Source organism: Photobacterium sp., from assembly GCF_033720175.1.
Taxonomy (GTDB): Bacteria; Pseudomonadota; Gammaproteobacteria; order Enterobacterales; family Vibrionaceae; genus Photobacterium.
Window position 1 is genome coordinate 170,910 of record NZ_JAWWDA010000004.1, and the last position, 21,106, is coordinate 192,015.

At 47.0% G+C, this 21,106-nt stretch carries 21 protein-coding genes; 7 read left to right on the top strand and 14 right to left on the bottom strand.

The window, feature by feature from the left end:
* Positions 1-234: 234 nt before the first annotated feature.
* From R3289_RS06565 to pspA, 5 genes are all read right to left on the bottom strand, one after another.
* Positions 235-1,302: a TIGR01620 family protein gene (locus R3289_RS06565; RefSeq protein ID WP_318924699.1), complete on the bottom strand. Its 1,068-nt coding sequence runs from the start codon at positions 1,300-1,302 to the stop codon at positions 235-237.
* Positions 1,299-2,696, bottom strand: coding sequence for a YcjX family protein (locus R3289_RS06570; protein WP_318924700.1), 1,398 nt, complete (start codon positions 2,694-2,696; stop codon positions 1,299-1,301). The genes R3289_RS06565 and R3289_RS06570 overlap by 4 nt, the downstream gene beginning before the upstream one ends.
* 185 nt (positions 2,697-2,881) lie before the next feature.
* Entirely contained in the window at positions 2,882-3,268 is a 387-nt protein-coding gene (pspC, locus tag R3289_RS06575) for an envelope stress response membrane protein PspC (protein ID WP_318924701.1), read from the bottom strand.
* Positions 3,265-3,495, bottom strand: coding sequence for an envelope stress response membrane protein PspB (pspB, locus tag R3289_RS06580; protein ID WP_318924702.1), 231 nt, complete (start codon positions 3,493-3,495; stop codon positions 3,265-3,267). Before pspB ends, pspC begins: the two co-directional genes overlap by 4 nt.
* Before the next feature lie 75 nt (positions 3,496-3,570).
* Complete coding sequence (gene pspA / locus R3289_RS06585) at positions 3,571-4,236, bottom strand: phage shock protein PspA (protein ID WP_318924703.1); 666 nt, start codon at positions 4,234-4,236, stop codon at positions 3,571-3,573.
* Positions 4,237-4,433: 197 nt separating this feature from the next.
* Between pspA and pspF the strand changes: the two genes are divergently transcribed.
* From pspF to R3289_RS06615, 6 genes are all read left to right on the top strand, one after another.
* Entirely contained in the window at positions 4,434-5,453 is a 1,020-nt protein-coding gene (gene pspF, locus R3289_RS06590) for a phage shock protein operon transcriptional activator (RefSeq protein WP_318924704.1), read from the top strand.
* A gap of 116 nt (positions 5,454-5,569) precedes the next feature.
* Positions 5,570-7,189, top strand: coding sequence for an ABC transporter substrate-binding protein SapA (gene sapA / locus R3289_RS06595; RefSeq protein WP_318924705.1), 1,620 nt, complete (start codon positions 5,570-5,572; stop codon positions 7,187-7,189).
* Positions 7,190-7,192: 3 nt separating this feature from the next.
* Positions 7,193-8,155 carry an ABC transporter permease gene (locus R3289_RS06600; RefSeq protein ID WP_318924706.1) on the top strand — a complete coding sequence of 321 codons (963 nt, stop codon included), beginning with the start codon at positions 7,193-7,195 and terminating at the stop codon, positions 8,153-8,155.
* Positions 8,142-9,029, top strand: a complete 888-nt coding sequence (sapC, locus tag R3289_RS06605) for a putrescine export ABC transporter permease SapC (RefSeq protein ID WP_318924707.1) — start codon at positions 8,142-8,144, stop codon at positions 9,027-9,029. The genes R3289_RS06600 and sapC overlap by 14 nt, the downstream gene beginning before the upstream one ends.
* Positions 9,029-10,027 carry an oligopeptide/dipeptide ABC transporter ATP-binding protein gene (locus tag R3289_RS06610; RefSeq protein ID WP_318924708.1) on the top strand — a complete coding sequence of 333 codons (999 nt, stop codon included), beginning with the start codon at positions 9,029-9,031 and terminating at the stop codon, positions 10,025-10,027. Before sapC ends, R3289_RS06610 begins: the two co-directional genes overlap by 1 nt.
* Positions 10,024-10,848, top strand: a complete 825-nt coding sequence (locus tag R3289_RS06615) for an ATP-binding cassette domain-containing protein (protein WP_318924709.1) — start codon at positions 10,024-10,026, stop codon at positions 10,846-10,848. Before R3289_RS06610 ends, R3289_RS06615 begins: the two co-directional genes overlap by 4 nt.
* Positions 10,849-10,972: 124 nt before the next feature.
* Here R3289_RS06615 and R3289_RS06620 read toward each other — a convergent pair whose 3' ends face one another.
* From R3289_RS06620 to aroA, 8 genes are all read right to left on the bottom strand, one after another.
* The gene (locus tag R3289_RS06620) at positions 10,973-12,241 is read right to left on the bottom strand and encodes an MgtC/SapB family protein (protein WP_318924710.1); all 1,269 of its coding nucleotides are present in this window, start codon (positions 12,239-12,241) and stop codon (positions 10,973-10,975) included.
* A 126-nt stretch (positions 12,242-12,367) separates the two neighbouring features.
* The gene (pyrF, locus tag R3289_RS06625; protein WP_318924711.1) at positions 12,368-13,063 is read right to left on the bottom strand and encodes an orotidine-5'-phosphate decarboxylase; all 696 of its coding nucleotides are present in this window, start codon (positions 13,061-13,063) and stop codon (positions 12,368-12,370) included.
* Positions 13,064-13,189: 126 nt separating this feature from the next.
* Entirely contained in the window at positions 13,190-14,359 is a 1,170-nt protein-coding gene (lapB, locus tag R3289_RS06630; protein ID WP_318924712.1) for a lipopolysaccharide assembly protein LapB, read from the bottom strand.
* A gap of 6 nt (positions 14,360-14,365) precedes the next feature.
* On the bottom strand, positions 14,366-14,650 hold the full coding sequence (locus R3289_RS06635; RefSeq protein WP_318924713.1) for a LapA family protein: 285 nt from the start codon (positions 14,648-14,650) through the stop codon (positions 14,366-14,368).
* Between the two features lie 130 nt (positions 14,651-14,780).
* The gene (gene ihfB / locus R3289_RS06640) at positions 14,781-15,071 is read right to left on the bottom strand and encodes an integration host factor subunit beta (RefSeq protein ID WP_107281492.1); all 291 of its coding nucleotides are present in this window, start codon (positions 15,069-15,071) and stop codon (positions 14,781-14,783) included.
* A 73-nt stretch (positions 15,072-15,144) separates the two neighbouring features.
* On the bottom strand, positions 15,145-16,815 hold the full coding sequence (rpsA, locus tag R3289_RS06645) for a 30S ribosomal protein S1 (RefSeq protein ID WP_318924715.1): 1,671 nt from the start codon (positions 16,813-16,815) through the stop codon (positions 15,145-15,147).
* 98 nt (positions 16,816-16,913) lie between these two features.
* Complete coding sequence (gene cmk, locus R3289_RS06650; RefSeq protein WP_318924716.1) at positions 16,914-17,612, bottom strand: (d)CMP kinase; 699 nt, start codon at positions 17,610-17,612, stop codon at positions 16,914-16,916.
* 206 nt (positions 17,613-17,818) lie between these two features.
* Entirely contained in the window at positions 17,819-19,105 is a 1,287-nt protein-coding gene (aroA, locus tag R3289_RS06655; RefSeq protein ID WP_318924717.1) for a 3-phosphoshikimate 1-carboxyvinyltransferase, read from the bottom strand.
* Positions 19,106-19,344: 239 nt separating this feature from the next.
* Between aroA and R3289_RS06660 the strand changes: the two genes are divergently transcribed.
* Positions 19,345-19,773, top strand: coding sequence for an NUDIX hydrolase (locus R3289_RS06660; RefSeq protein ID WP_318924718.1), 429 nt, complete (start codon positions 19,345-19,347; stop codon positions 19,771-19,773).
* Positions 19,774-19,813: 40 nt separating this feature from the next.
* Here the strand turns inward: R3289_RS06660 and serC are convergent, their stop codons facing one another.
* A complete protein-coding gene (serC, locus tag R3289_RS06665; protein ID WP_318924720.1) occupies positions 19,814-20,896 on the bottom strand; it encodes a 3-phosphoserine/phosphohydroxythreonine transaminase in 1,083 nt (360 codons plus the stop codon).
* Positions 20,897-21,106 lie beyond the last annotated feature (210 nt).

Sequence of the window (21,106 nt, forward strand, 5' to 3'; positions counted from 1 at the left end):
TGAATACTCTGTGTGGATCAGATAATTATACTGTTTGGTCTGTTAATGTGTCAGGAATAGTTGACACTATTAAAGTGTGCGACGAAGCTGAATGTGAGTCAAGTCACTGATGTGGCATGATGAGAGGTGGAACAATCATGATCTGTACATATGACTGTTCTCTGAGCAATACGGAGCAGAGATCATCTGTTTAATCCAGCCACGCCGAGAAGCTCAGAACGCCACATCTTGAGGTTACTTGGATATATCACCTTTTCGTGTCAGTTGCGCTAACAAATCACGGCGAATTTCACCCAGCCTTGGTTGCTGCTCAGGCTGCCAGGGCAATGGACGCATTACACCCATCGCTTTCAGGCCTAACCGTCCGGTGAGTAAGCCCACACCAACCCCTTGGGCAACCCGGGTTGACATCCGTCCGGCCAAATCAATAGAAAGCATGTCCATTCCGGTATCGGCAATAACTTCTGTTGCCCCGGCAAAGGCCATATTTGCCAGTACTAATTTGACCAGTTTAATCCGTGACCAATAGCCAAGTTCGACACCATAAACGGCTGAGATTTGATCAATTAATTTAAAGTTACGCCATGCTACCAGCAACATATCTGCCAGCGCTAACGGGCTAAGCGCAACCATGACAGCGGCTTCACTGGAATATTTCGCCACTAAACGTCGCGCTAGCTTATCCTGGTGACAAAGTACCAGCTGATCATAGAGCTCCAGCACTTCCCGATCATTGTGAGTTGCCGCGAGTGCCCGTACCCAGCGATCATAGCCGACATGTTCGTCCCTGATGTTGCTCTGTTTTGCCAACTTCATGCAAAATGCTTTGCCCTGACCGATACCGTCGGCCTCTAATAATGCCTGAGCCTGATCGCGCTCTGTTTGTCGTTGTTTTAGTCGGCGTAACTTCAGCAACTCTCGCCCTAACGCGGTGATGCCGGTCACGGCCACTGCCGCGACAATGCCACTCCATCCCAGCGCTAACCAGTCACTGCCTTGGTACGCTGACACAACATAATCAACAGTCTGCCACCCCGTCATAGCCGCCCCCGCAATTAACAGGCCTTTCAGCCAGCCAGTACCGCGCTTAGGTTGACTGGCAAGGGCTTGCGAAAGCTGTTCTTCAACATCATGGTCAACTTTAACATCAGGAAAAAAGCCATTTTCTTCGGCAAACTGCATCTGACTGGTGAGTTCACTTTCTGGCTTATTTCGTTGATTGTCGGGCTGGCTAAATTTACTTGCCTGGGATCCCTGCTCAGGTTGATCAAATAAGATCTTGGTTTTATAGGATTCACTCATTTCAATTTATCTCCAAGCAGATACTCTAAGGCTTTATCCATTCGGATATGGGGAAGTGGCTCGTCACTTTGCAGGGCCAGCGGCCGAAAATTCACAAAGTCGAACCCATTATTTTGCCAGAAACTCTCATTTGGTAAACGTCTTGGCACCTCGCCAGGAAAAAGGGTCTGGATCTGGCCATTTAATGTATGGCCTCGCAAAGCAGGCATTTGCTCTCCTTTATAAGCGACAAATCCCGGCTCTGTTGCCTGAATTGATGAAAGACTGACACAATCCATCTTAATCCCTTCAAATGAAGCCGTATGCCAGGCCTCATTGACTAATTGCTGTAACAGGCTTACTAGATTGGGATGCTGATCTGCGGTCACATGATCAGCTTTGGTCGCCGCAAACAACACTTTATCGATGCGTGGTGAAAACAAGCGGCGCAATAACGAACTGCGACCGTATTTAAAGCTCTGCATCAGCTGATCCAGCGCCTGGCGCATATCATTAAACGATTCAGGCCCACCATTTAGCGGTTGCAGACAATCCACCAGAATGATCTGCCGATCGAAGGTAGAGAAATGCTCCCGATAGAAGGCCTTCACGACATGTTGCTGGTAATACTTATAGCGGTCTTGCAACATTGTGAGGTTGCTGTGTTCACCGGCCTGTTGCAGCTGTGCATCCGTGTATTTATCTGCCCAGACAAACGGGAAAAACTGCAATACCGGTGCCCCGGCAAGTTCGCCTGGCAAAACGAAACGACCCGGCTGTACCCAATGTAAGCCTCCTTCGGCCTTACACTTGAACAGATAATCGGTAAATGCTGCCGAAAGGCGCTCGATCAAGGCTTCATCTGCCGGTGCAAGTGGATCGAACCCATCCCCTAGCGCCAGCCAATCTTGAGCCAGCGTCAGGCGTTTTCCCTTCAGTAACTGCGCTTGCTGACGAGACCAGGTGAGGTAATCCAGGTTCAGTAAGGGTAAATCCAGTAACCACTCTCCCGGATAATCAACAATATCAAGATATAAGGTTGCCGTTTCCTGCAGTAACTTCATCGGCCCCTTTTGCGGTTTATACCTGAGAGCCAAACGGGTCTGACTGACATCTCGAGTAGGCTCCGGCCAGCTCGGGGGGGAAGACAGTAACGCATTCATTCCTTCATCATAAGCGAACTTCGGCACATGCATATCAAGCTGTGGAACACGCTTAGATCCCAACAAGTTACCATCACGAACCGCTGAGAAAAGAGGGAGACGGGGGTTAGTACTTACATGCAGAAGCTGATTAACAAGAGAAGTAATAAACGCCGTTTTACCGGCTCGGGATAACCCTGTTACCGCCAGACGGACATGACGGTCTAAACTCCGGTTCACTAATTTGTTCAGCTCACGACTAATTCGATTCATACTCTTTCCTGCGTTATTCAACGACTGCTCTTAACCACTTTATACCGCAACCAATATGAACGGGTAATGAATATCTGACTCAGTTCTTTCTACTAAACTGAAAACCCAATCAAAGACCAAAAAGCAGGCCGAGAGCCTGCTTCTGTTTTTCATTCTTGCTCGACCACGTTGCCCAACCGTACGCACTAAAGATTTTTAAATTCACGTGCCACTTTAAAAGCCGATGACGTCACATACGCTTCCATTTTGCGCAAGTTTATCTCCATACTATTCAACTCAGCTTCCACGCTCTCCAGTACTTGCTCTGGTGGTCTTCCTGCCTGCCACGGCTTTTGTTTCACATTATGTTCTTTGTAAATATTTTGCTGCTGGAGGCGCTCTTCAGGCATTTTATCTAAGATCAGACAAGCGGCAATATAAGCCAACGTTACAAAAAAACCGCCGCCGAACAAAAAGGCGGATACCGTTAATATCCGCACCAGCCAAATCTCAACACCGAAATATTCGGCAATACCTGCACACACCCCACCCAGTTTGCCGTTCTTCGGATCGCGGTATAGGATTTTACTCATGGTTTTTGCCTCCACTGCGGCGCTTCAGCATCAAGAATACGCTCGAGCGTCACGATACGCTCCTGCATCTGTTCTGCGCGAGAGACTAACGCCTGTAACTTTTCTTGATCTTCACCTGACAAACCCTGTCCCACATTCCGCTTACTGCGGTAGTGAAGAATAAGCCACAGCGGTGCAACAAATATTAAAAACACCATTATTGGACCAACAATAAAACCCATCGACATTGTTCTCTCCTTTTCTCCGCAGAATCAGTTTGTTATTCGCTGTGATTTTTCTTGTAGCCGTTTAACTCACCGCTATTATTCTTTATCTTTAATGTTCGCTTTCATACGAGCCAGTTCTTTTTCGATCTCATCCTGAGCTTGGAGATTGGCAAACTCATCTTCCAAGTTTTGACCACGGCCCAGGCTGTAACTGTCAGCTTCGGCTTCCACTTCATCAATACGACGTTCATATTGCTCAAATTTCGACAATGCTTCATCCACTTTGCCGGTATCAAGCTGACGACGTACATCACGACGGTTACCTGCCGCTTTATGACGCATCACCAACGCTTGTTGACGGGCACGTGTTTCTTGCAACTTAGTTTCAAGCTCGGCAACTTCACCGCTAAGCTTATCAATAGTTTCTTCAACTAACTTATATTCCTCATTCAGTGTTAGCGCCACATCACTGATTTTTTGCTTTTCAATCAAGGCAGCACGAGCCAGATCTTCACGGCCTTTCTGCAGTGCCAGGCTCGCTTTTTGCTGCCAGTCATCGGTTTGTGCTTCGATTGCATTGATACGGCGTTGCAGTTCCTTCTTATCAGCCAAAGCCCGGGCTGATGTGGTGCGAACTTCAACGAGTGTATCTTCCATTTCCTGAATGATCAGACGGATCATCTTCTGCGGATCTTCAGCTTTATCAAGCAATGAGTTTACATTTGCATTTACAATGTCTGCAAAGCGAGAAAAAATACCCATAATAAAACTCCTTAGTTAAACCCGCCGCTGCTTAAGCTTCTGGCTGATTTTTTGTTGACTAACTTAATAACACACCATAAATATATCAAGTACTGTGCCAGTTTATTGTTGAATATAAATCATGTACTTAGCTTTACATCTCCGTAAACAGGCTGTTATTGTGTGGATACACACGCCAATATTTAGCGAGATTGACCATGCGTAAGGCAGATAATTTAATCGGTGAATCAGAAGCGTTTCTTTCCGTACTTGATCAGACCTCCCGGCTTGCTCCTCTAGACCGTCCTATTCTTATTCTTGGCGAAAGAGGAACGGGGAAAGAGCTGATTGCACAGCGCATCCACTATTTATCACGCCGCTGGGATCAACCGTTGATCACCTTAAATTGCGCAGCACTGAGCGAAGGGCTCATCGACTCAGAGCTTTTCGGCCATGAAGCCGGCGCATTTACCGGCGCAAAAGGTCGTCATCAGGGACGTTTTGAACGGGCTGAAGACGGAACACTCTTTCTTGATGAATTAGCTACCGCTCCGCTTGGCGTGCAAGAAAAACTATTAAGAGTGATCGAATATGGTGAATATGAACGCGTGGGAGGCAGTAAAACCTGTCAGGCTAACGTCCGTTTAATTTGCGCAACCAACGCGGATTTACAGCAGTTGGCCCGAGACGGTACGTTTCGCGCCGACCTTCTCGATCGCTTGGCCTTTGATATTATTCATCTTCCGCCATTGCGTGAACGCCAGGAAGATATCTTTCCGCTGGCTGAATATTATGCCGTACGTATGTGCCGAGAATTAGGTTTTGGTTATTTCGCAGGCTTCTCACCGGAAGCCAAAAGTGAATTACTCCACTACCGCTGGCCCGGGAATATTCGGGAGCTGAAGAACGTGGTCGAACGTTCGGTGTTTCGCCACAGTAGTGAAGATGAACCAGTCAGCGAAATCATTGTTGACCCTTTTCATGCCCCCTGGCACACCAAGCCGGCGGAAAGTGAACAGAGCGATATCGAGGTAGCGGGTCGCTCAGCTACCGATATCAGCTTCCCGGTTGATCTGCGCCAGTGGCAACAAGATCAAGAGATCAAAATTATACATAACGCATTGGTTCACGCTAAATTTAATCAGCGAAAAGCCGCTGAACTGTTGGGATTAAGCTACCATCAACTAAGAGGTTTACTGCGTAAATACCAGTTAGTCGGTGGCAGTCTTGATAATTAATACTAATTATTAGCAACAAAACCTTAGAAATAAACAGTTATTAAGGATGATAGCTTGGTGACAGTGATGGAAAATGTTAAATTTACCCACTTGTTTTCAATAAATTCCTTTTCAATATGAGTGCCTATTCGCGTCTGCTCCTTACTTGTTTCAGCCTTCTCGGCCTACTGGGGTGCAGTGAACCTCAACAAGATAGCAATACTCGTAGCCGCGGCTTTGTCTATTGTGGGCAAGATACGCCGAAGACGTTCAATCCACAATTAACTGATGGCGGGCTTACTGTCGATACCCTAGCAGCACAAATCTTCGACCGACTGTTAATGCTAGATCCCGTCAGCCACCAGCCATTACCAAGTGTCGCTCGTAGCTGGTCCGTCAGTGATGACGGGCTTGAGTATACATTCTCTCTGCGTACAGGCATTGAATTTCAGTCTACAGACTGGTTTACGCCAAGCCGCCAGCTCAACGCCCAAGATGTCATATTCAGTTTCAAGCGGGTGATTGAGCCCAACCACCCTTTCCACAAAGTGTCCGGAGGCCGTTATCCCTGGTTTGAAAGCCTCGATTTTAGTCATCTGATTGAAGATATTCAGGCGCTGGATCCACACACCGTGAAGTTCACTCTGCTCCGGCCGGATAATTCCTTCCTGTCAAACCTTGCAACCAGTTATGCCGTCATATATTCGCAGGAATATGGTGAGCAGCTGTTTAAAGCAGGTCAGCTCAATCAACTTGATATGAAGCCGATTGGTACCGGACCTTTTTATCTTGATCAATACATCCCGAGTGACTTGATCCGCCTTAAGCGCCACTGGGGATACTGGCAAGGTGCCGCGCCGATGGAACAGGTGGTATTTGATATTTCCTCTCGCGGCACTGGGACGTTAGCCAAACTATTAAGCCACGAGTGCGATGTTCTGTCTTCCCCGCTTGCCAGCCAGCTACCGGTTATTACTGATAACCCGGATTTTGAATTAATGGCTCAGACAGGGATGAATGTGGCTTTCCTTGCTATCAATAACAACAAGCCTGTACTGCAAGACTTAAGAGTACGAAAAGCCATCAGCTTGGCGATAAACCGAGAAAACCTGCTGAACTCGGTATATTACGGTACCGGTACCAAAGCCAAAAGCCTGTTACCTCCGTTGTCGTGGGCCTATAACCACAATAGCCAGGCGCTGGATTTTTCACCGGAGCGCGCGGTCGCCCTATTAAAAGAAGCTGGCTATGATAAAAATCTGTACTTAACCATGATGGTGCCTCTTGAGGCTCGACCTTATAACCCCAGCCCGAATAAGACCGCCGAACTGATCCAGGCTGATCTCAATGCCGTCGGTATTGAGGTCAGCGTCTCGCATCAGGAAAAGCGGGATCGCATCAGTATCGATGACTCGACGGGTTTCGATCTAATTTTAACGGGCTGGATTGCCGATAACGGTGATCCCGATAACTTCCTTCGTCCGTTGCTCTCATGTAACGCCAAACAAGCAGGATTAAATGTCGCAAATTGGTGTAACCTGAGATTTGATAACCTGCTTGAACTTGCCTTACGTACCACTAAAATCGGTCAGCGTTTGAATTATTACCAACTTGCCCAGGATGTGCTGGATGAACAAGTACCAATCATTCCACTCGCACATGGTGTGCACTTTCAGGTTCACCACAAGTCATTAGGTGGATTGCAGATGAGTCCTTTTGGCACTCGCTCTTTCTCAAGCGTTTACCGAAGCGAGTAGAACATGTTTATTTATACCATTCGTCGCCTGAATCTCTTTATCATTACGCTCGCCATACTAACGATGATCGGGTTCAGTATCTTACGCCTAGACCAGAACTCATTATGGAGTAGCCAGCCATTATGGAGTGGCTGGCTACTCTATGTAGAGAATTTGGCGTCGGGTAACCTGGGCTTGAATCTCAATGGAGAACCGATCACTCAGGAAGTCTTAACCGTCTTCCCAGCAACCTTGGAGCTGTGCTTCTTTGCTTTCCTGCTGTCATTACTGATTGGTATTCCGGTTGGCACACTGGCAGGCGTACGCCGAGGTCGTATCGTTGATACCGTTATCTCCTCCATAACCTTGCTGGGATATTCTATTCCCCTGTTTTGGCTTGCAATGCTGCTGATTTTTTTGTTTTCTCTAAATTTAGGCTGGCTACCTGTCGCAGGCAGATACAGCTTACTGTATGAGATTGATCATGTTACCGGGGTTGCTATTATTGATGTGATGCTGTCAGACAAACCTTATCGTGCCGAAGCGCTTTTTGATGTTATTCAGCACCTGATTCTGCCAACGCTGGTATTGGCCATGGCCCCGACAACCGAAGTTATTCGTTTAGCCCGTTCATCATTCTCGGAAGTCATGACCCAAAACTTCATTAAAGTGGCACAAACTAAAGGTTTGTCGATGTTTGAAATTGTAATGCGCCACGGCATGAAAAACGCCATTCCCCCCATTATTCCAAAACTCGGGATGCAGTTTTCAACCATGATGACCTTCGCCATGCTGACTGAATCTATCTTCAACTGGCCGGGAATAGGCCGCTGGCTGCTGAATGCTATTTCTGAGCAAAACTACGTTGCCATTCAGGCTGGAGTCATTACCGTGGCGAGCTTTACACTGCTTGCCAATATCCTCTCGGATCTTGCGGGTGCAGTGGTTAACCCACTGGTAAGGAAGGAATGGTATGCTATCAAGTAACGTTTACCAGGAGCAGAAAATTCCGACCCAGTGGGAGCGCTCCTGGCTGAATTTCCGCGCTAATTCGCTTGCAATGTTCGGCCTGTGGCTCTTGCTGTTTCTGCTTTTAATCACCATCACGGCCCAATGGCTGGTACCGTATCAACCCCACCAGCAAGTTGGCGAACTGTTGATGCCGCCATCGTGGGATCCGGCCGGCTATGTGTCCTTCTTCTTTGGGACCGATGATTTAGGCCGCGATATGTTAACGCGCTTACTGCTAGGGTCTCAGCTTACTTTTGGCTACGCGCTGCTTATCGCTTTCGCATCCGCTGTAATCGGCTTTACTATCGGTGTCCTGGCCGGTATGACCCGAGGCCTCAAATCCAGTATCCTTAATCATGCATTGGACACGGTACTCTCTATTCCCTCGCTGCTTCTCGCCATTATTGTGGTGGCATATATGGGACCTGGGGAAAACAATATTCTGTTAGCGATCTGGCTGGCGTTGATCCCTCGCTTTATCCGCGCGATTTATACCGCCGTACATAACGAGGTCGAAAAAGACTACATAATCGCGGCGCGCTTAGACGGTGCCAATAATTATTATCTGCTGTATAACTCGATCTTGCCCAATATTTTAACGGTCGTCACCACCGAGTTAACCCGGGCAATTTCTATCGCTATCTTAGATATTGCCGCTTTAGGCTTTCTGGGATTAGGAGCACAAGCGCCTTCTTCAGAATGGGGAGCGATGCTCGGCGATTCAATTGAATTGATTTACCTGGCACCATGGACAGTCACATTGCCAGGATTGGCAATCACGTTCAGTGTATTAGTCGTAAACTTAGTAGGAGACGGACTCCGCCAAGCTTTAAATGCGGGAATAGATTAATGCCATTACTCGATATTCGAAACCTGACCATCGAAATAGATACTCCTCAAGGAATGGTAAAGGCCGTCGATCGCATGAGCCTGACCATTAACGAGAGCGAAATTCGCGGATTAGTGGGTGAATCTGGGTCCGGTAAAAGCTTGGTCGCCAAAGCAATCGCCGGTGTAACCAAAGATAACTGGCGAATCAGCGCTGACCGTATGCGGTTAGGTGATATCGATTTGCTCACACTTTCGCCACGCCAACGCCGGAAAATTGTCGGACGTGAAATTGCAATGATCTTTCAGGAAGCCTCATCGTGTCTTGACCCGTCAGAAAAGGCGGGTGAACAGCTTGAAGAAGCAATTCCGTCATCATCCTTTTCCGGTAAATGGTGGCACCGGTTACGCTGGCGTCAAAAACAAGCCATTGCCCTATTGCACAAAGTGGGGATCAAAGATCATAAGCGGGTCATGAATAGTTACTCGTATGAACTGACCGATGGTGAATGCCAGAAAGTAATGATTGCGATGGCTATCGCCAACCGTCCGCGCCTGCTCATTGCCGATGAGCCGACCAATGATCTGGATCCAATCACTCAGGCTCAGATCTTTCGCTTGCTAAGTCGCATGAATCAGCTGAGTAATACGACCATTCTCTTAGTCAGCCATGATTTAACCACGGTTACCCAATGGGCAGACCGGATAACGGTAATGTATTGCGGACAATCGGTCGAGTCTGGCAGCCGTAAGCAATTACTTGAATCGCCCCACCATCCGTACACTGAAGCATTATTGCGCGCAATGCCTGATTTTAGCTTGAATATCGCCCACAAAAGTAAGCTGGAAACCTTACCGGGATCAATTCCTCCACTGCAGCACTTACCCATTGGCTGTCGACTCGGCCCGCGCTGTCCGCATGCGCAGCGTAAATGTGTTGAGGTACCTAAACGACAGAAAATCAAAAGCCATAAGTTTAGCTGCCACTTCCCGCTAAATATGGAGGAAACAAAGAAATGAGTGCACTACTCGAAGTCGAAAATCTGAAAAAAGATTATCATTACCGATCCGGGCTGTTTCGCCGCCGTACGATTGAAGCCGTCAAACCCGTTTCGTTTTCTCTCGATGCGGGTGAAACTATCGCTTTCATGGGTGAAAACGGCTCAGGTAAGTCGACACTGGCCAAAATGCTCGCGGGTGTCATAGAGCCAACTGATGGCATTATCCGAGTCAACGGTGAGGTACTTGAACCAAAAGATTTTAAGACCCGCTGTAAACTCATCCGGATGATTTTTCAAGATCCGAATACTTCGCTAAATCCGCGAATTCAGATCGGCCGTATCCTGGAAGGCCCACTGAAGCGAAACACCAATATGACGCCGCAAGAGCGTGAGCGTCGTATTATGCAAACCCTCAAACGCGTCGGTCTATTACCCGAGCATGCCTACTTTTACCCGCAAATGCTCGCGACAGGCCAGAAACAGCGTGTCTCACTGGCTCGCGCATTAATTCTACAACCTTGTATCATTGTGGCCGATGAAGCCTTAAACGGCCTGGATATGTCAATGCGCTCGCAGATCCTCAACCTGTTGCTTGAGCTGCAAGAAGAGATGGGGCTGTCATATATTTATGTTTCCCAGCATATGGGCGTGATTAAACACTTCAGCGATAAAGTCATGGTGATGCAAGATGGCGAGGTGGTTGAGCGAGGGCTGACAAATGAAGTATTCAGTAATCCGCAACACCCGTTAACGCAGAAGTTGCTCGATAGCCACTTTGCAGCACCGACCCTCGACAGAACCACGCGTATCAGTCGTGCGACGCCGAAGATCAGCCACTAACACAATAGACCTATCAACGTAAATTGACGGATTCTGAGACAAGGAAAGCTTCAAAGCTTACACTCTGCATCTTGAGGTGGCTTTGGGGCATATACCATTCCATTCATTTCCGAGTCTCTGGCTACTACGATGCGAGAAAAACGGCACTGCCACCGAGAATAACCGAGCTGATCACCGGGATCACCACATACCTGCCCAACGCTTTAGACCCGATTGTTAATGCCATACCCATTTTGACCAGACTATTGACCGCTGCGGCAATAAAAATTCCCAAACCTGCCGTTGCAATTAAGAGCTCAGCTTTACTCTGTCGCCCTAATGCCAGAGTGATCGCATCGACATCGGTGATCCCTGACGCCGCCGATAACAACAAAACCCCGGTGCTACCAAACCACTGTTGCAGTGCCTGTGATAGCAGCATAATAAGCAGTAACACTAAACCAAAAAATAAGGCCGATGTCAGCGCCAGCGGGTTTTGGGTTACCTGAGGCTGCTCACAATCCATAACCTTATTGTGACGCCAAATCCACCACGCCGGCAAATAGAAGCCAACCATCATTAATACCATCGGCAGCCACAGTAATTCCACCAGCTGTCTGTTTACGACCGAGCAAACAAACAGAATTCGCGGAAACATGGTACCGCAACTGATCAGTATCCCGCTGGCTAAAAGCCCGCTTAAGTGCGACTGTTGTTTCGACAAATTAGAAAACTGTAACGTTAATGCGGTCGACGAGCTCAATCCGGCAAAAAGGCAGGTAAACAAGATACCTTTTTCAGGCCCGCCAATTTTGATTGCAAAATAACCGACAAATGAAATACCCGCAATCAACACCACCATCCACCAAATCTCATAGGGATTAATCGCCAGCCAGGGGCCGAACCCCTGATTTGGCAATAGCGGCAACATGACGACTGAAATCAGCAGAAAGCGCAAAGACGCGTCCAATTCATATGCCTGCAGCTTTTTCAGTGCGTCATGGAGTTCTTTTTTGTTATCCAGAATAAGTGCGGTGATCACCGCTGCCGAAGCGGCAATCACAGGCTCACCGACAACCGCCAATGAGCCCAGCATAAAGGTGATAAGCATACCAATCAGTCCGGTAATGCTCAGATCAGCTTTCACTTTCTGGCTATAGACATAGGCAACAGCAATAACAACCGCCAACGCGATCAGTGAAAAAGCAAAAATCAATTCAGAAAACGTCAGTGCTAACAGTCCTGAAATCCCCCCCATCAAACCAATCAATGAGTAGGTTCTGATCCCGGCGACCCGCGACCCCGCAGCTTCATTGCGATATACCCAGCCGCGCTGAGTACCAATAATGGCACCTAGCAGCAGCGAGATTATCAGCCCCAAGAAAGGCGAAGAAAGATCAAATGGCTGGTCCATGGCCTATCCCTGATGTCATATACACAAATATAAGTGTATGTGATACAAAAGAAATTACGGTGAAAATCACTAAAAAAACCCCGCTTGTGCGGGGTAAGTCAAACGTTTGCTTTTTTGGCTAAATCATTAGGCGAGTGACTTGTTGATCTCAGCCAGAACTGCCGCAGGATCTACTGCCTGGGTGATTGGACGCCCGATTACCAGATAATCTGACCCGGCCTGAACAGCTTCAACCGGGGTCATGACGCGGCGCTGGTCGCCAGCGGCGCTGCCTGCAGGGCGAATGCCCGGTGTAACCAATTTAAACTCTTTGCCCAGCTCAGTTTTAAGCATACTGGCTTCCTGCGCAGAGCACACAACACCATCAAGGCCACTATTTTTTGTCAGCCTGGCCAGGCTTAATACCTGATCTTGTGGCTGGCGTGAAATACCAATACCCGCCAAGTCTGATGCTTCCATGCTTGTCAGTACCGTCACTGCAATCAGCAATGGCCGGTCTTTGCCGTAAGGTTCGAGAATTTCACGTGAAGCTGTCATCATACGCTCACCGCCACTGGCGTGAACATTCACCATCCAGACACCAAGCTCAGCTGCGGCTGCCACGGCACGCGAACAGGTATTGGGAATATCGTGAAATTTCAAATCAAGAAATACGGAATGCCCCCGTTCATGCAGTTTACGCACAAAATCAGGGCCATATAAAGTAAACATTTCTTTGCCGACTTTAAGCCGACAACTTCCCGGCTCAATACGGTCGACAAAAGCCAACGCTTCATCTTGATTCGGGTAGTCGAGTGCAACAATCACTTTTGGGTCTAACATTCAATCTCCTGCTTAGACTTCGTCTTTCTAATTCATGATGGACAAGACAGCTTAAAGAAAAGGGCTCACCGTAAGCGAAGCCCTCCTTATTATCCAATCCAATAGTCAGTAAAATACCGAACGGCATTACTCACCATCCAAGCCTCGAATCGGCTTCACCGCCCCCCAGCCTTTACATGATGGACATTGCCAGTATAAAGAGTGAGTGGCAAAACCACATTTACGACAGCGGTAATGAGGCTTCATTTTAAGCTGCTCTCCCACCAAGCCTCGTAACGTGGTTAAACTTTCTTTGGCACGGCCTTCTTCGGCTTCATCAAGATGATAGTCCATCAACTGATAGAAACCTTTCATGGTCGGGTTTTTTGACAGCTGCCGAGTCATAAACGTTTGGGCCATAACGGCACCATCTCGTTTATATATTTCATCCGCAAGCATTAGCTCCGCGGTAGATCCTGCTTTCATTTCAACACAATGCTGTAAGTACTTCAGCCATCCTGATTCATTATTTGTTGCTTCATAACATTCAAGAAGAAGCGGCAGGGCCTCGCCGGCAAAATCGATTTCCTGCTCCGCCACGCGCTCCAGCTGTTTCGCGGCGGCTTTATATTCACCATCATTTATCAGGATACGTGCCATGGTTATAGAGGCCCGTACACAGCTTTTATCAGCAGACAAAGCCTTTTTCAAACATTGCTTTGCCTTATCTTGGTTCTGAGCGCCCATCTCAATCATTGCAATTTCACACCAATAATGAGCGATATCATGCTTAAGTTTTGGCTTACCCATTTTCACTAGCTGATTTGCCGTCTCGATGGCTTTTTCCCACTCACGTGTTTGCTGGTAGATAGACAACAATTGCTGCAGCGCAGCTTTACGGTGATCGGGCTCGTCAAGTAACTGTTCAAAAATTTTTTCTGCGCGATCAAGAAAACCAGCAGCCATATAGTCTTTTGCCAGCTGCTGCAACGCGAGGTTACGTTGGTCAATGGTCAGATTCGGACGGGCAATAAGGTTTTGGTGAATGCGAATTGCGCGATCGACTTCACCCCGGCTTCGGAAGAGATTACCCAAAGCAAGGTGAGTATCAATGGTTTCACTATCGACCTGAAGCAACTCAATAAAGAGATCGACTGCTTTATCCGACTGATCTGATAACAGCAGGTTTAAACCCGTTACGTATTGACGTGACAGGTGATGAGACTGCTCTTGACGTTGATTTTGAGCGCTCCTGTTACCCATATACCAGCCATAGGCGGCGGCAATAGGAAGTAACAGGAACAACAGCTCTAGCATTAAATCTTATTCCTTAACAGGCTCGGCACGAAGCTGATCCAATTCTTTTTGCTGTTTTACGACTTTCTTATTCAGGCGGTTACGAGAAAAGCGCGCCTTTAAATATAACATGCCACAAATGAGCCAGCCTATAGCAAAGCCCGAGCCAAATGCAATTCCCAATAAGGTCGACATCTGGAACTCACCTTGAGCAACCAGGTAATTAAAATTAACCAACTCCTGGTTCTGGGCCCCGAGTGCCAGCGTGATCAAAAAGCAAACAACTAGAATAAGAATGCTAATTATCTTCATCGTGGATCCTCTCACTAGATCAAAAATTTGATGGGTTGATTATGCAAGATTTTCACTCGTCAGACCATGATCAATAGACATAAAAAAACGGCATACTACACAGCATGCCGTTTTTTTGTTCTATTCGCTGTTAACCAGCAACCGCTGCGTTAACACGGTCGCGTAATTCCTTACCAGGTTTAAAGTGAGGAACGTACTTGCCGTCCAACTCAACTTTGTCACCTGTTTTAGGGTTACGACCTACACGAGGAGCACGGTAATGTAAAGAGAAGCTACCAAAGCCACGGATTTCAATACGATCACCTTCTGCGAGGGTGCCCGCCATGTGCTCAAGGATTTCCTTGATTGCATCTTCTACCTGTTTGGCAGAAAGATGTGTTTGTTGACTACATAGTCTTTCAATTAGCTCAGACTTTGTCATAAACACTCCGTTTTTTAGTATGTTTCTCAATAGTATAACCGTTAAGGAGGAAAATGCGTCCCCCTGAGCTCAATTATTCGCCTTTAGCCGCTTTGAAAGCGTCAGCCATAGCACTACCGAAAGAAGTATCTTCTTGCTTGTTTAGGCTAGCCATTGCTTCTTGCTCTTCAGCAACATCTTTAGCACGAACTGATAGGTTGATTACGCGGTTCTTACGGTCAACACCTGTGAACTTAGCTTCAACAGAATCGCCTACAGAAAGAACTAAAGTTGCGTCTTCAACACGGTCAACTGATGCTTCAGAAGCACGTAGGTAACCTTCAACACCTTCAGCTAGTTCTACTGTTGCGCCTTTAGCGTCAACTGCAGTAACAGTACCGTTTACAAGAGCGCCTTTCTTAGTCGCTGCAACGTAACCGTTGAATGGGTCTTCTTCGATCTGCTTAACGCCTAGAGAGATGCGCTCACGCTCTGCATCAACAGCTAGAACAACTGCAGAGATTTCGTCGCCTTTCTTGAAGTCACGAACTGCGTCTTCACCAGAAACATTCCAAGAAATGTCAGATAGGTGAACAAGACCGTCGATGCCGCCATCAAGACCGATGAAGATACCAAAGTCAGTGATTGACTTGATCTTACCAGTTACTTGGTCGCCCTTAGCTTGCATTTCTGCAAATGACTGCCATGGGTTAGCTTTACATTGCTTAAGACCTAGGCTGATACGACGACGTTCTTCGTCGATATCAAGAACCATAACTTCAACTTCGTCGCCAACGTTAACAACTTTCGATGGGTGGATGTTTTTGTTAGTCCAATCCATTTCAGAAACGTGTACTAGACCTTCAACGCCTTCTTCGATTTCAACGAAGCAACCGTAGTCAGTTAGGTTAGTTACACGGCCAGTAAGCTTAGTGCTTTCTGGGTAACGCTTAGCAATTGCAACCCATGGATCTTCGCCAAGTTGCTTAAGACCTAGTGATACGCGAGTACGCTCACGGTCGAACTTAAGAACTTTAACGTTGATTTCGTCGCCAACATTAACGATTTCGCTTGGGTGCTTAACGCGTTTCCAAGCCATATCAGTAATGTGTAGCAGACCGTCAACACCGCCAAGATCAACGAATGCACCGTAGTCAGTAAGGTTCTTAACGATACCTTTAACTTCCATGCCTTCTTGTAGAGATGCAAGTAGCTCGTCACGCTCAACGCTGTTTTCAGATTCGATAACTGCGCGGCGAGAAACAACAACGTTGTTGCGCTTCTGATCAAGCTTAATTACTTTGAACTCTAGCTCTTTGTTTTCCAGGTGAGCAGTGTCACGAACTGGACGTACATCAACTAGTGAACCAGGAAGGAACGCACGGATGCCGTTAAGTTCAACTGTGAAGCCGCCCTTAACTTTGCCGTTGATGATACCAACAACTGTTTCAGCTTCTTCGTAAGCTTTTTCAAGCTGGATCCAAGCTTCATGACGCTTAGCTTTCTCACGAGAAAGTTTAGTCTCACCGAAACCATCTTCGATTGCGTCAAGTGCTACGTCGATTTCTTGACCAATTTCGATTTCAAGTTCGCCAGCAGCGTTTTTGAATTCTTCAACTGGAATAGAAGACTCAGACTTAAGGCCCGCATCAACAAGAACATAGCCGTTCTCGATACCGATTACAGTACCTTTAACAATCGCACCCGGGCGAGTTTCGATTTCGTTTAGAGACTCTTCAAAGAGTAAAGCAAAAGATTCAGTCATTTAATTAATCTTCAATATGATAAACAACCATGGGTATCCTACCGCATGGGGTTGAAAGTAATGTCGGTTTTCTTCCATGAAACCGACGGCATCGCTGATCACTCAGCAAATAATGATTTTGTATCTATTTTCTGTTCAATATAAGCCAACGCTTGTGCCGTCACTTGCTCTATTGACATATCAGTAGAGTCTAGCACCAAAGCGTCGTCTGCGGGACGTAACGGAGACACCGAGCGATTACGATCGCGTTCGTCACGTTCCTGAATTTCACTTAAAAGGCTGTCAAAGTTAACATCTAAGCCCTTTTGTTGCAACTGATTCATACGGCGGTTAGCGCGTTCTTCTGCGCTCGCGTCGAGAAAGAATTTCACCTCAGCGCTCGGGAATACCACCGTACCCATGTCACGCCCGTCAGCCACCAGGCCGGGGGGATGACTAAAGGCACGCTGGCGACGAAGCAAGGCTTCTCGTACCCGCGGTAACGCAGCCACTTTTGAGGCGGTATTTCCCACTTCTTCAGTACGAAGCGTGTTAGATACGTCTTCACCTTCCAGGATAACCTTTACCAGTTCACCTTCAGCGATAAACTGGACATCTAAATGCGCCGCAAGCGGAACCAAGGCGTCTTCTGACGCAATATCAACACCGTGATGAATGGCCGCCAGTGCCAATACGCGGTAAATTGCACCAGAATCGAGTAAATTCCAGCCCAGCTTTTCTGCTAACAGCATACATAGCGTACCTTTACCGGCACCACTGGGACCGTCAACAGTGATAACTGGAGCGTAATTAGACATAGGTTTCTCCGAAATTGTTACAACAATCATTTCGTTAAGCAGAATAACTGCCTATCAAACGGGGGCATATTATACGTGAGAAATAACAAATTTACACCTAAAAACACAGATGCCCATTCTGTTGCTGTTTGAAATAAACCCTTGCAAACAAAAAAGCCCGTACTCATGGTGACGGGCTTTTTCTGCAAGCTAAAGGCTTTCAGCCATTATGCTGGCTGACTCAACATGGCTAACTTCTCGAAATAGTCTGGGAAGGTCTTTGAGGTACATTTAGGATCGTTGATAGTCACAGGCGTATCGCTCAGGGCCACTAATGAAAAACACATCGCCATGCGATGATCATCATAGGTATCAATGGCGGCATGTTTAAGCTGAGTCGGAGGCGTAATCGTAATGTAGTCATCGCCCTCTTCAACGTCAGCCCCCACTTTACGTAACTCTGTTGCCATTGCGGCTAATCGATCCGTCTCTTTCACACGCCAGTTATAAACGTTGCGAATAGAGGTGGTACCCTCAGCAAAAAGGGCCGCGGTGGCAATCGTCATTGCCGCATCAGGAATATGGTTAAAGTCCATATCAATGGCTTTCAATTCACCTCGACGGGCAATCACGAAGTCATCACCCCATTCAATCTCAGCGCCCATGGCGGCAAGCGCATCAGCGAACTGTACATCACCCTGAATGCTTTTCTTGCCTATGCCGGTTACTTTAATTTCGCCGCCTTTTATCGCCGCTGCGGCTAAGAAATATGATGCCGATGACGCATCCCCTTCGACCAGAAATTCGCCAGGAGCCTGATAAGTCTGACCGGCGGGAACAACAAACTCCTGATAATTCCGGTTTTCGACGGTGACACCGAACTGCGCCATAATATGCAACGTAATGTCAATATAAGGTTTTGAAACCAAATCACCTTTAATACGAATAACGGTCTCTGATTTAGCCAATGGTGCTGCCATCAAAAATGCGGTTAAAAACTGGCTAGAAATCGAGCCATCTATGTCAACCTCACCACCTTGCAATCCTGTCCCTTTAATTTTCAGCGGCGGGTAGTTTTCACTCTCCAGATAAGTCACATCTGCGCCCGCAGTACGTAATGCATCAACAAGATGTCCGATTGGCCGCTCTTTCATGCGGGGCTCACCCGTCAGTACAAACTCACCATCCGCTAAGCATAACGCCGCAGCTAGCGGACGCATGGCCGTTCCGGCATTGCCTAAATATAACTCGAGCGCTTTTTCCGCTTGAAATGCTGAGCCCAATCCTTCCACTTCACATACGGTCTTGTCAGCCGATAATTGATAATTCACACCCAGCTGTTTTAGTGCATTCAGCATATGGCGGATATCATCGCTGTCTAACAAGTTAGTGAGGCGAGTATTACCTTGCGCTAACGCTGCCAATAATAGTGCGCGATTAGAAACACTCTTCGAACCCGGTAAATTCACTTCCCCATTGACCATCTTTATCGGCTGTAACGTTAAACTTTCCATCTGTTATTTATTCAATCCTGTATTTTGGGCGTTCCTGCAGATTAGCGAATAATGATTCAGTTCGCTAGTACCTTTGCCGAAAAGGCCCGGATTCTCACTGAACACTGAATAATGAAGTGGCTTGGGTTATATCCCTATAGATTTTGGCCAAACCTGAAGGTAACCTAACCGGATCAATCTTATGAATTATTACAGGCAATACCTGTACTAAGTTTCAATCATAAAAAAAGGGATCAAACGTGAGTTTTGTGACACCCAAGGTCGGCATTGGCATCATCGTTGTCAATGACAGCGGTGAGATCCTTATCGGCAAACGAAAGAACAGCCATGCACCGTACTATTCAATACCGGGCGGCCACCTGGAAATTGGCGAAACCTTCTCTGAATGTGCCATTCGGGAGATGATGGAAGAAACAGGACTAACCATTTATAACCCAGAAGTTATTGCAGTGACCAATAACCTCGCGACTTACCGGGAATCAGGCAAGCATTACATCAGTGTCGCCCTGCTTGTGACCGACTTCAGCGGTGAGCCGGAATTAAAAGAGCCCGACAAATGTGAGGGCTGGCAGTGGGTCGAACCTAACCGTCTACCCTACCCGCATTTTGATGCCAGCGAACAATCGATTCGCTGTTATCTCACAAAAAAATTCTGCATAAATAAATAAAAAAAACCGCCAAATGGCGGTTTCCCATATTCAAGTAAGATCACGCATTTTCTTGCTCAAACTGCAACATGAAATCAACCAGGGCCTGTACGCCTTCAATCGGCATCGCATTGTAAATCGATGCCCGCATACCGCCAACAACACGGTGACCTTGCAGCGCTTTCAAGCCCGCAGCATCAGCTTGCTCCAAGAATTTTCCGTCAAGTTCCGGAGCCTTTAACTGGAACGGTGCATTCATTAATGAACGGTTATCCGGATGTACTTTATTCTCATAGAAGTCTGAGCTATCAATAAAGTCATAAAGCAAATTCGCTTTTGCTTCATTCCTTTTTTGCATCGCTTCCAAGCCACCGAGATCTTTCAGCCACTTAAACACTTCACCAGCCAGATACCAGGCAAATGTCGGCGGTGTATTGAACATCGACTCTTTATCGAACAGTACTTTATAGTCAAGGATACTAGGGATCTCTTGCTTCGCTTTACCCAGTAAATCATCGCGAACTATGACGATGGTTAACCCAGCAGGACCCACATTTTTCTGTGCTCCCGCATAAATGACACCATACTTTGACACATCGATAGGACGAGACAAAATCGTTGATGACATATCTGCAACGATGGGTTTGTCCGTCTCCGGTAAATCACGGATTTCAATGCCGTCAATCGTCTCATTAGGGCAGAAATGGACAAAAGGTGCATCATCAGAAAGTGACCATTCACTGGCTGGCAGAATCGCTTTTTTACCATCACGCACACAAGTGATATCCACCGCATTGGGCTCACAATATTTTTTCGCTTCAGCAATCGCACTGTGTGCCCAATAACCACCATCCATATAGTCGGCCGTTTGAGCCTCACCCAATAAATTCATTGGTACTGCAGCAAACTGACCACGTGCACCGCCATGACAAAAAAGAACATGATAGTTGGCAGGAATTGCTAATAGCTCACGCAGATCTTTTTCTGATTGCTGTGCAACCGCAAGAAACTCTTTACTGCGGTGGCTGATTTCCATCACCGATGTTCCTAAACCATTCCAGTTAACGAGCTCTTCCTGAACCTTTTTTAAAACTTCCGCTGGGATCATCGCTGGGCCAGCGCAAAAGTTATAGACTTTTTCCATGATGAAAAACGTGCTCCTGCAGTGCAATTGGGGGGATATTTATATTTCTTATCACAAGCCTTTAGGGCAACAGGCTGTGACAAGGATCAACTTATCATTTTTTACACCTTTATCGCGGATCTGAAAACCCCTGGAGGCAACTATTTGTCGAAAAAAGGTCGACTCGGCTGTGATCATTGCCATCATCGGCAGTTTCCGCTTTTTCAGGTA

Bases quoted from the DNA above. Each gene is read 5' to 3' on its own strand.
- sapA (WP_318924705.1), top strand. From the start codon at position 5,570: ATGAGTGCCTATTCGCGTCTGCTCCTTACTTGTTTCAGCCTTCTCGGC.
- pspA (WP_318924703.1), bottom strand. From the start codon at position 4,236: ATGGGTATTTTTTCTCGCTTTGCAGACATTGTAAATGCAAATGTAAAC.
- sapC (WP_318924707.1), top strand. From the start codon at position 8,142: ATGCTATCAAGTAACGTTTACCAGGAGCAGAAAATTCCGACCCAGTGG.
- serC (WP_318924720.1), bottom strand. From the start codon at position 20,896: ATGGAAAAAGTCTATAACTTTTGCGCTGGCCCAGCGATGATCCCAGCG.
- R3289_RS06615 (WP_318924709.1), top strand. From the start codon at position 10,024: ATGAGTGCACTACTCGAAGTCGAAAATCTGAAAAAAGATTATCATTAC.
- pyrF (WP_318924711.1), bottom strand. From the start codon at position 13,063: ATGTTAGACCCAAAAGTGATTGTTGCACTCGACTACCCGAATCAAGAT.
- cmk (WP_318924716.1), bottom strand. From the start codon at position 17,612: ATGTCTAATTACGCTCCAGTTATCACTGTTGACGGTCCCAGTGGTGCC.
- aroA (WP_318924717.1), bottom strand. From the start codon at position 19,105: ATGGAAAGTTTAACGTTACAGCCGATAAAGATGGTCAATGGGGAAGTG.
- R3289_RS06565 (WP_318924699.1), bottom strand. From the start codon at position 1,302: ATGAGTGAATCCTATAAAACCAAGATCTTATTTGATCAACCTGAGCAG.
- pspB (WP_318924702.1), bottom strand. From the start codon at position 3,495: ATGTCGATGGGTTTTATTGTTGGTCCAATAATGGTGTTTTTAATATTT.
- R3289_RS06635 (WP_318924713.1), bottom strand. From the start codon at position 14,650: ATGAAGATAATTAGCATTCTTATTCTAGTTGTTTGCTTTTTGATCACG.
- R3289_RS06620 (WP_318924710.1), bottom strand. From the start codon at position 12,241: ATGGACCAGCCATTTGATCTTTCTTCGCCTTTCTTGGGGCTGATAATC.
- R3289_RS06600 (WP_318924706.1), top strand. From the start codon at position 7,193: ATGTTTATTTATACCATTCGTCGCCTGAATCTCTTTATCATTACGCTC.
- rpsA (WP_318924715.1), bottom strand. From the start codon at position 16,815: ATGACTGAATCTTTTGCTTTACTCTTTGAAGAGTCTCTAAACGAAATC.
- pspF (WP_318924704.1), top strand. From the start codon at position 4,434: ATGCGTAAGGCAGATAATTTAATCGGTGAATCAGAAGCGTTTCTTTCC.
- R3289_RS06610 (WP_318924708.1), top strand. From the start codon at position 9,029: ATGCCATTACTCGATATTCGAAACCTGACCATCGAAATAGATACTCCT.
- pspC (WP_318924701.1), bottom strand. From the start codon at position 3,268: ATGAGTAAAATCCTATACCGCGATCCGAAGAACGGCAAACTGGGTGGG.
- ihfB (WP_107281492.1), bottom strand. From the start codon at position 15,071: ATGACAAAGTCTGAGCTAATTGAAAGACTATGTAGTCAACAAACACAT.
- lapB (WP_318924712.1), bottom strand. From the start codon at position 14,359: ATGCTAGAGCTGTTGTTCCTGTTACTTCCTATTGCCGCCGCCTATGGC.
- R3289_RS06570 (WP_318924700.1), bottom strand. From the start codon at position 2,696: ATGAATCGAATTAGTCGTGAGCTGAACAAATTAGTGAACCGGAGTTTA.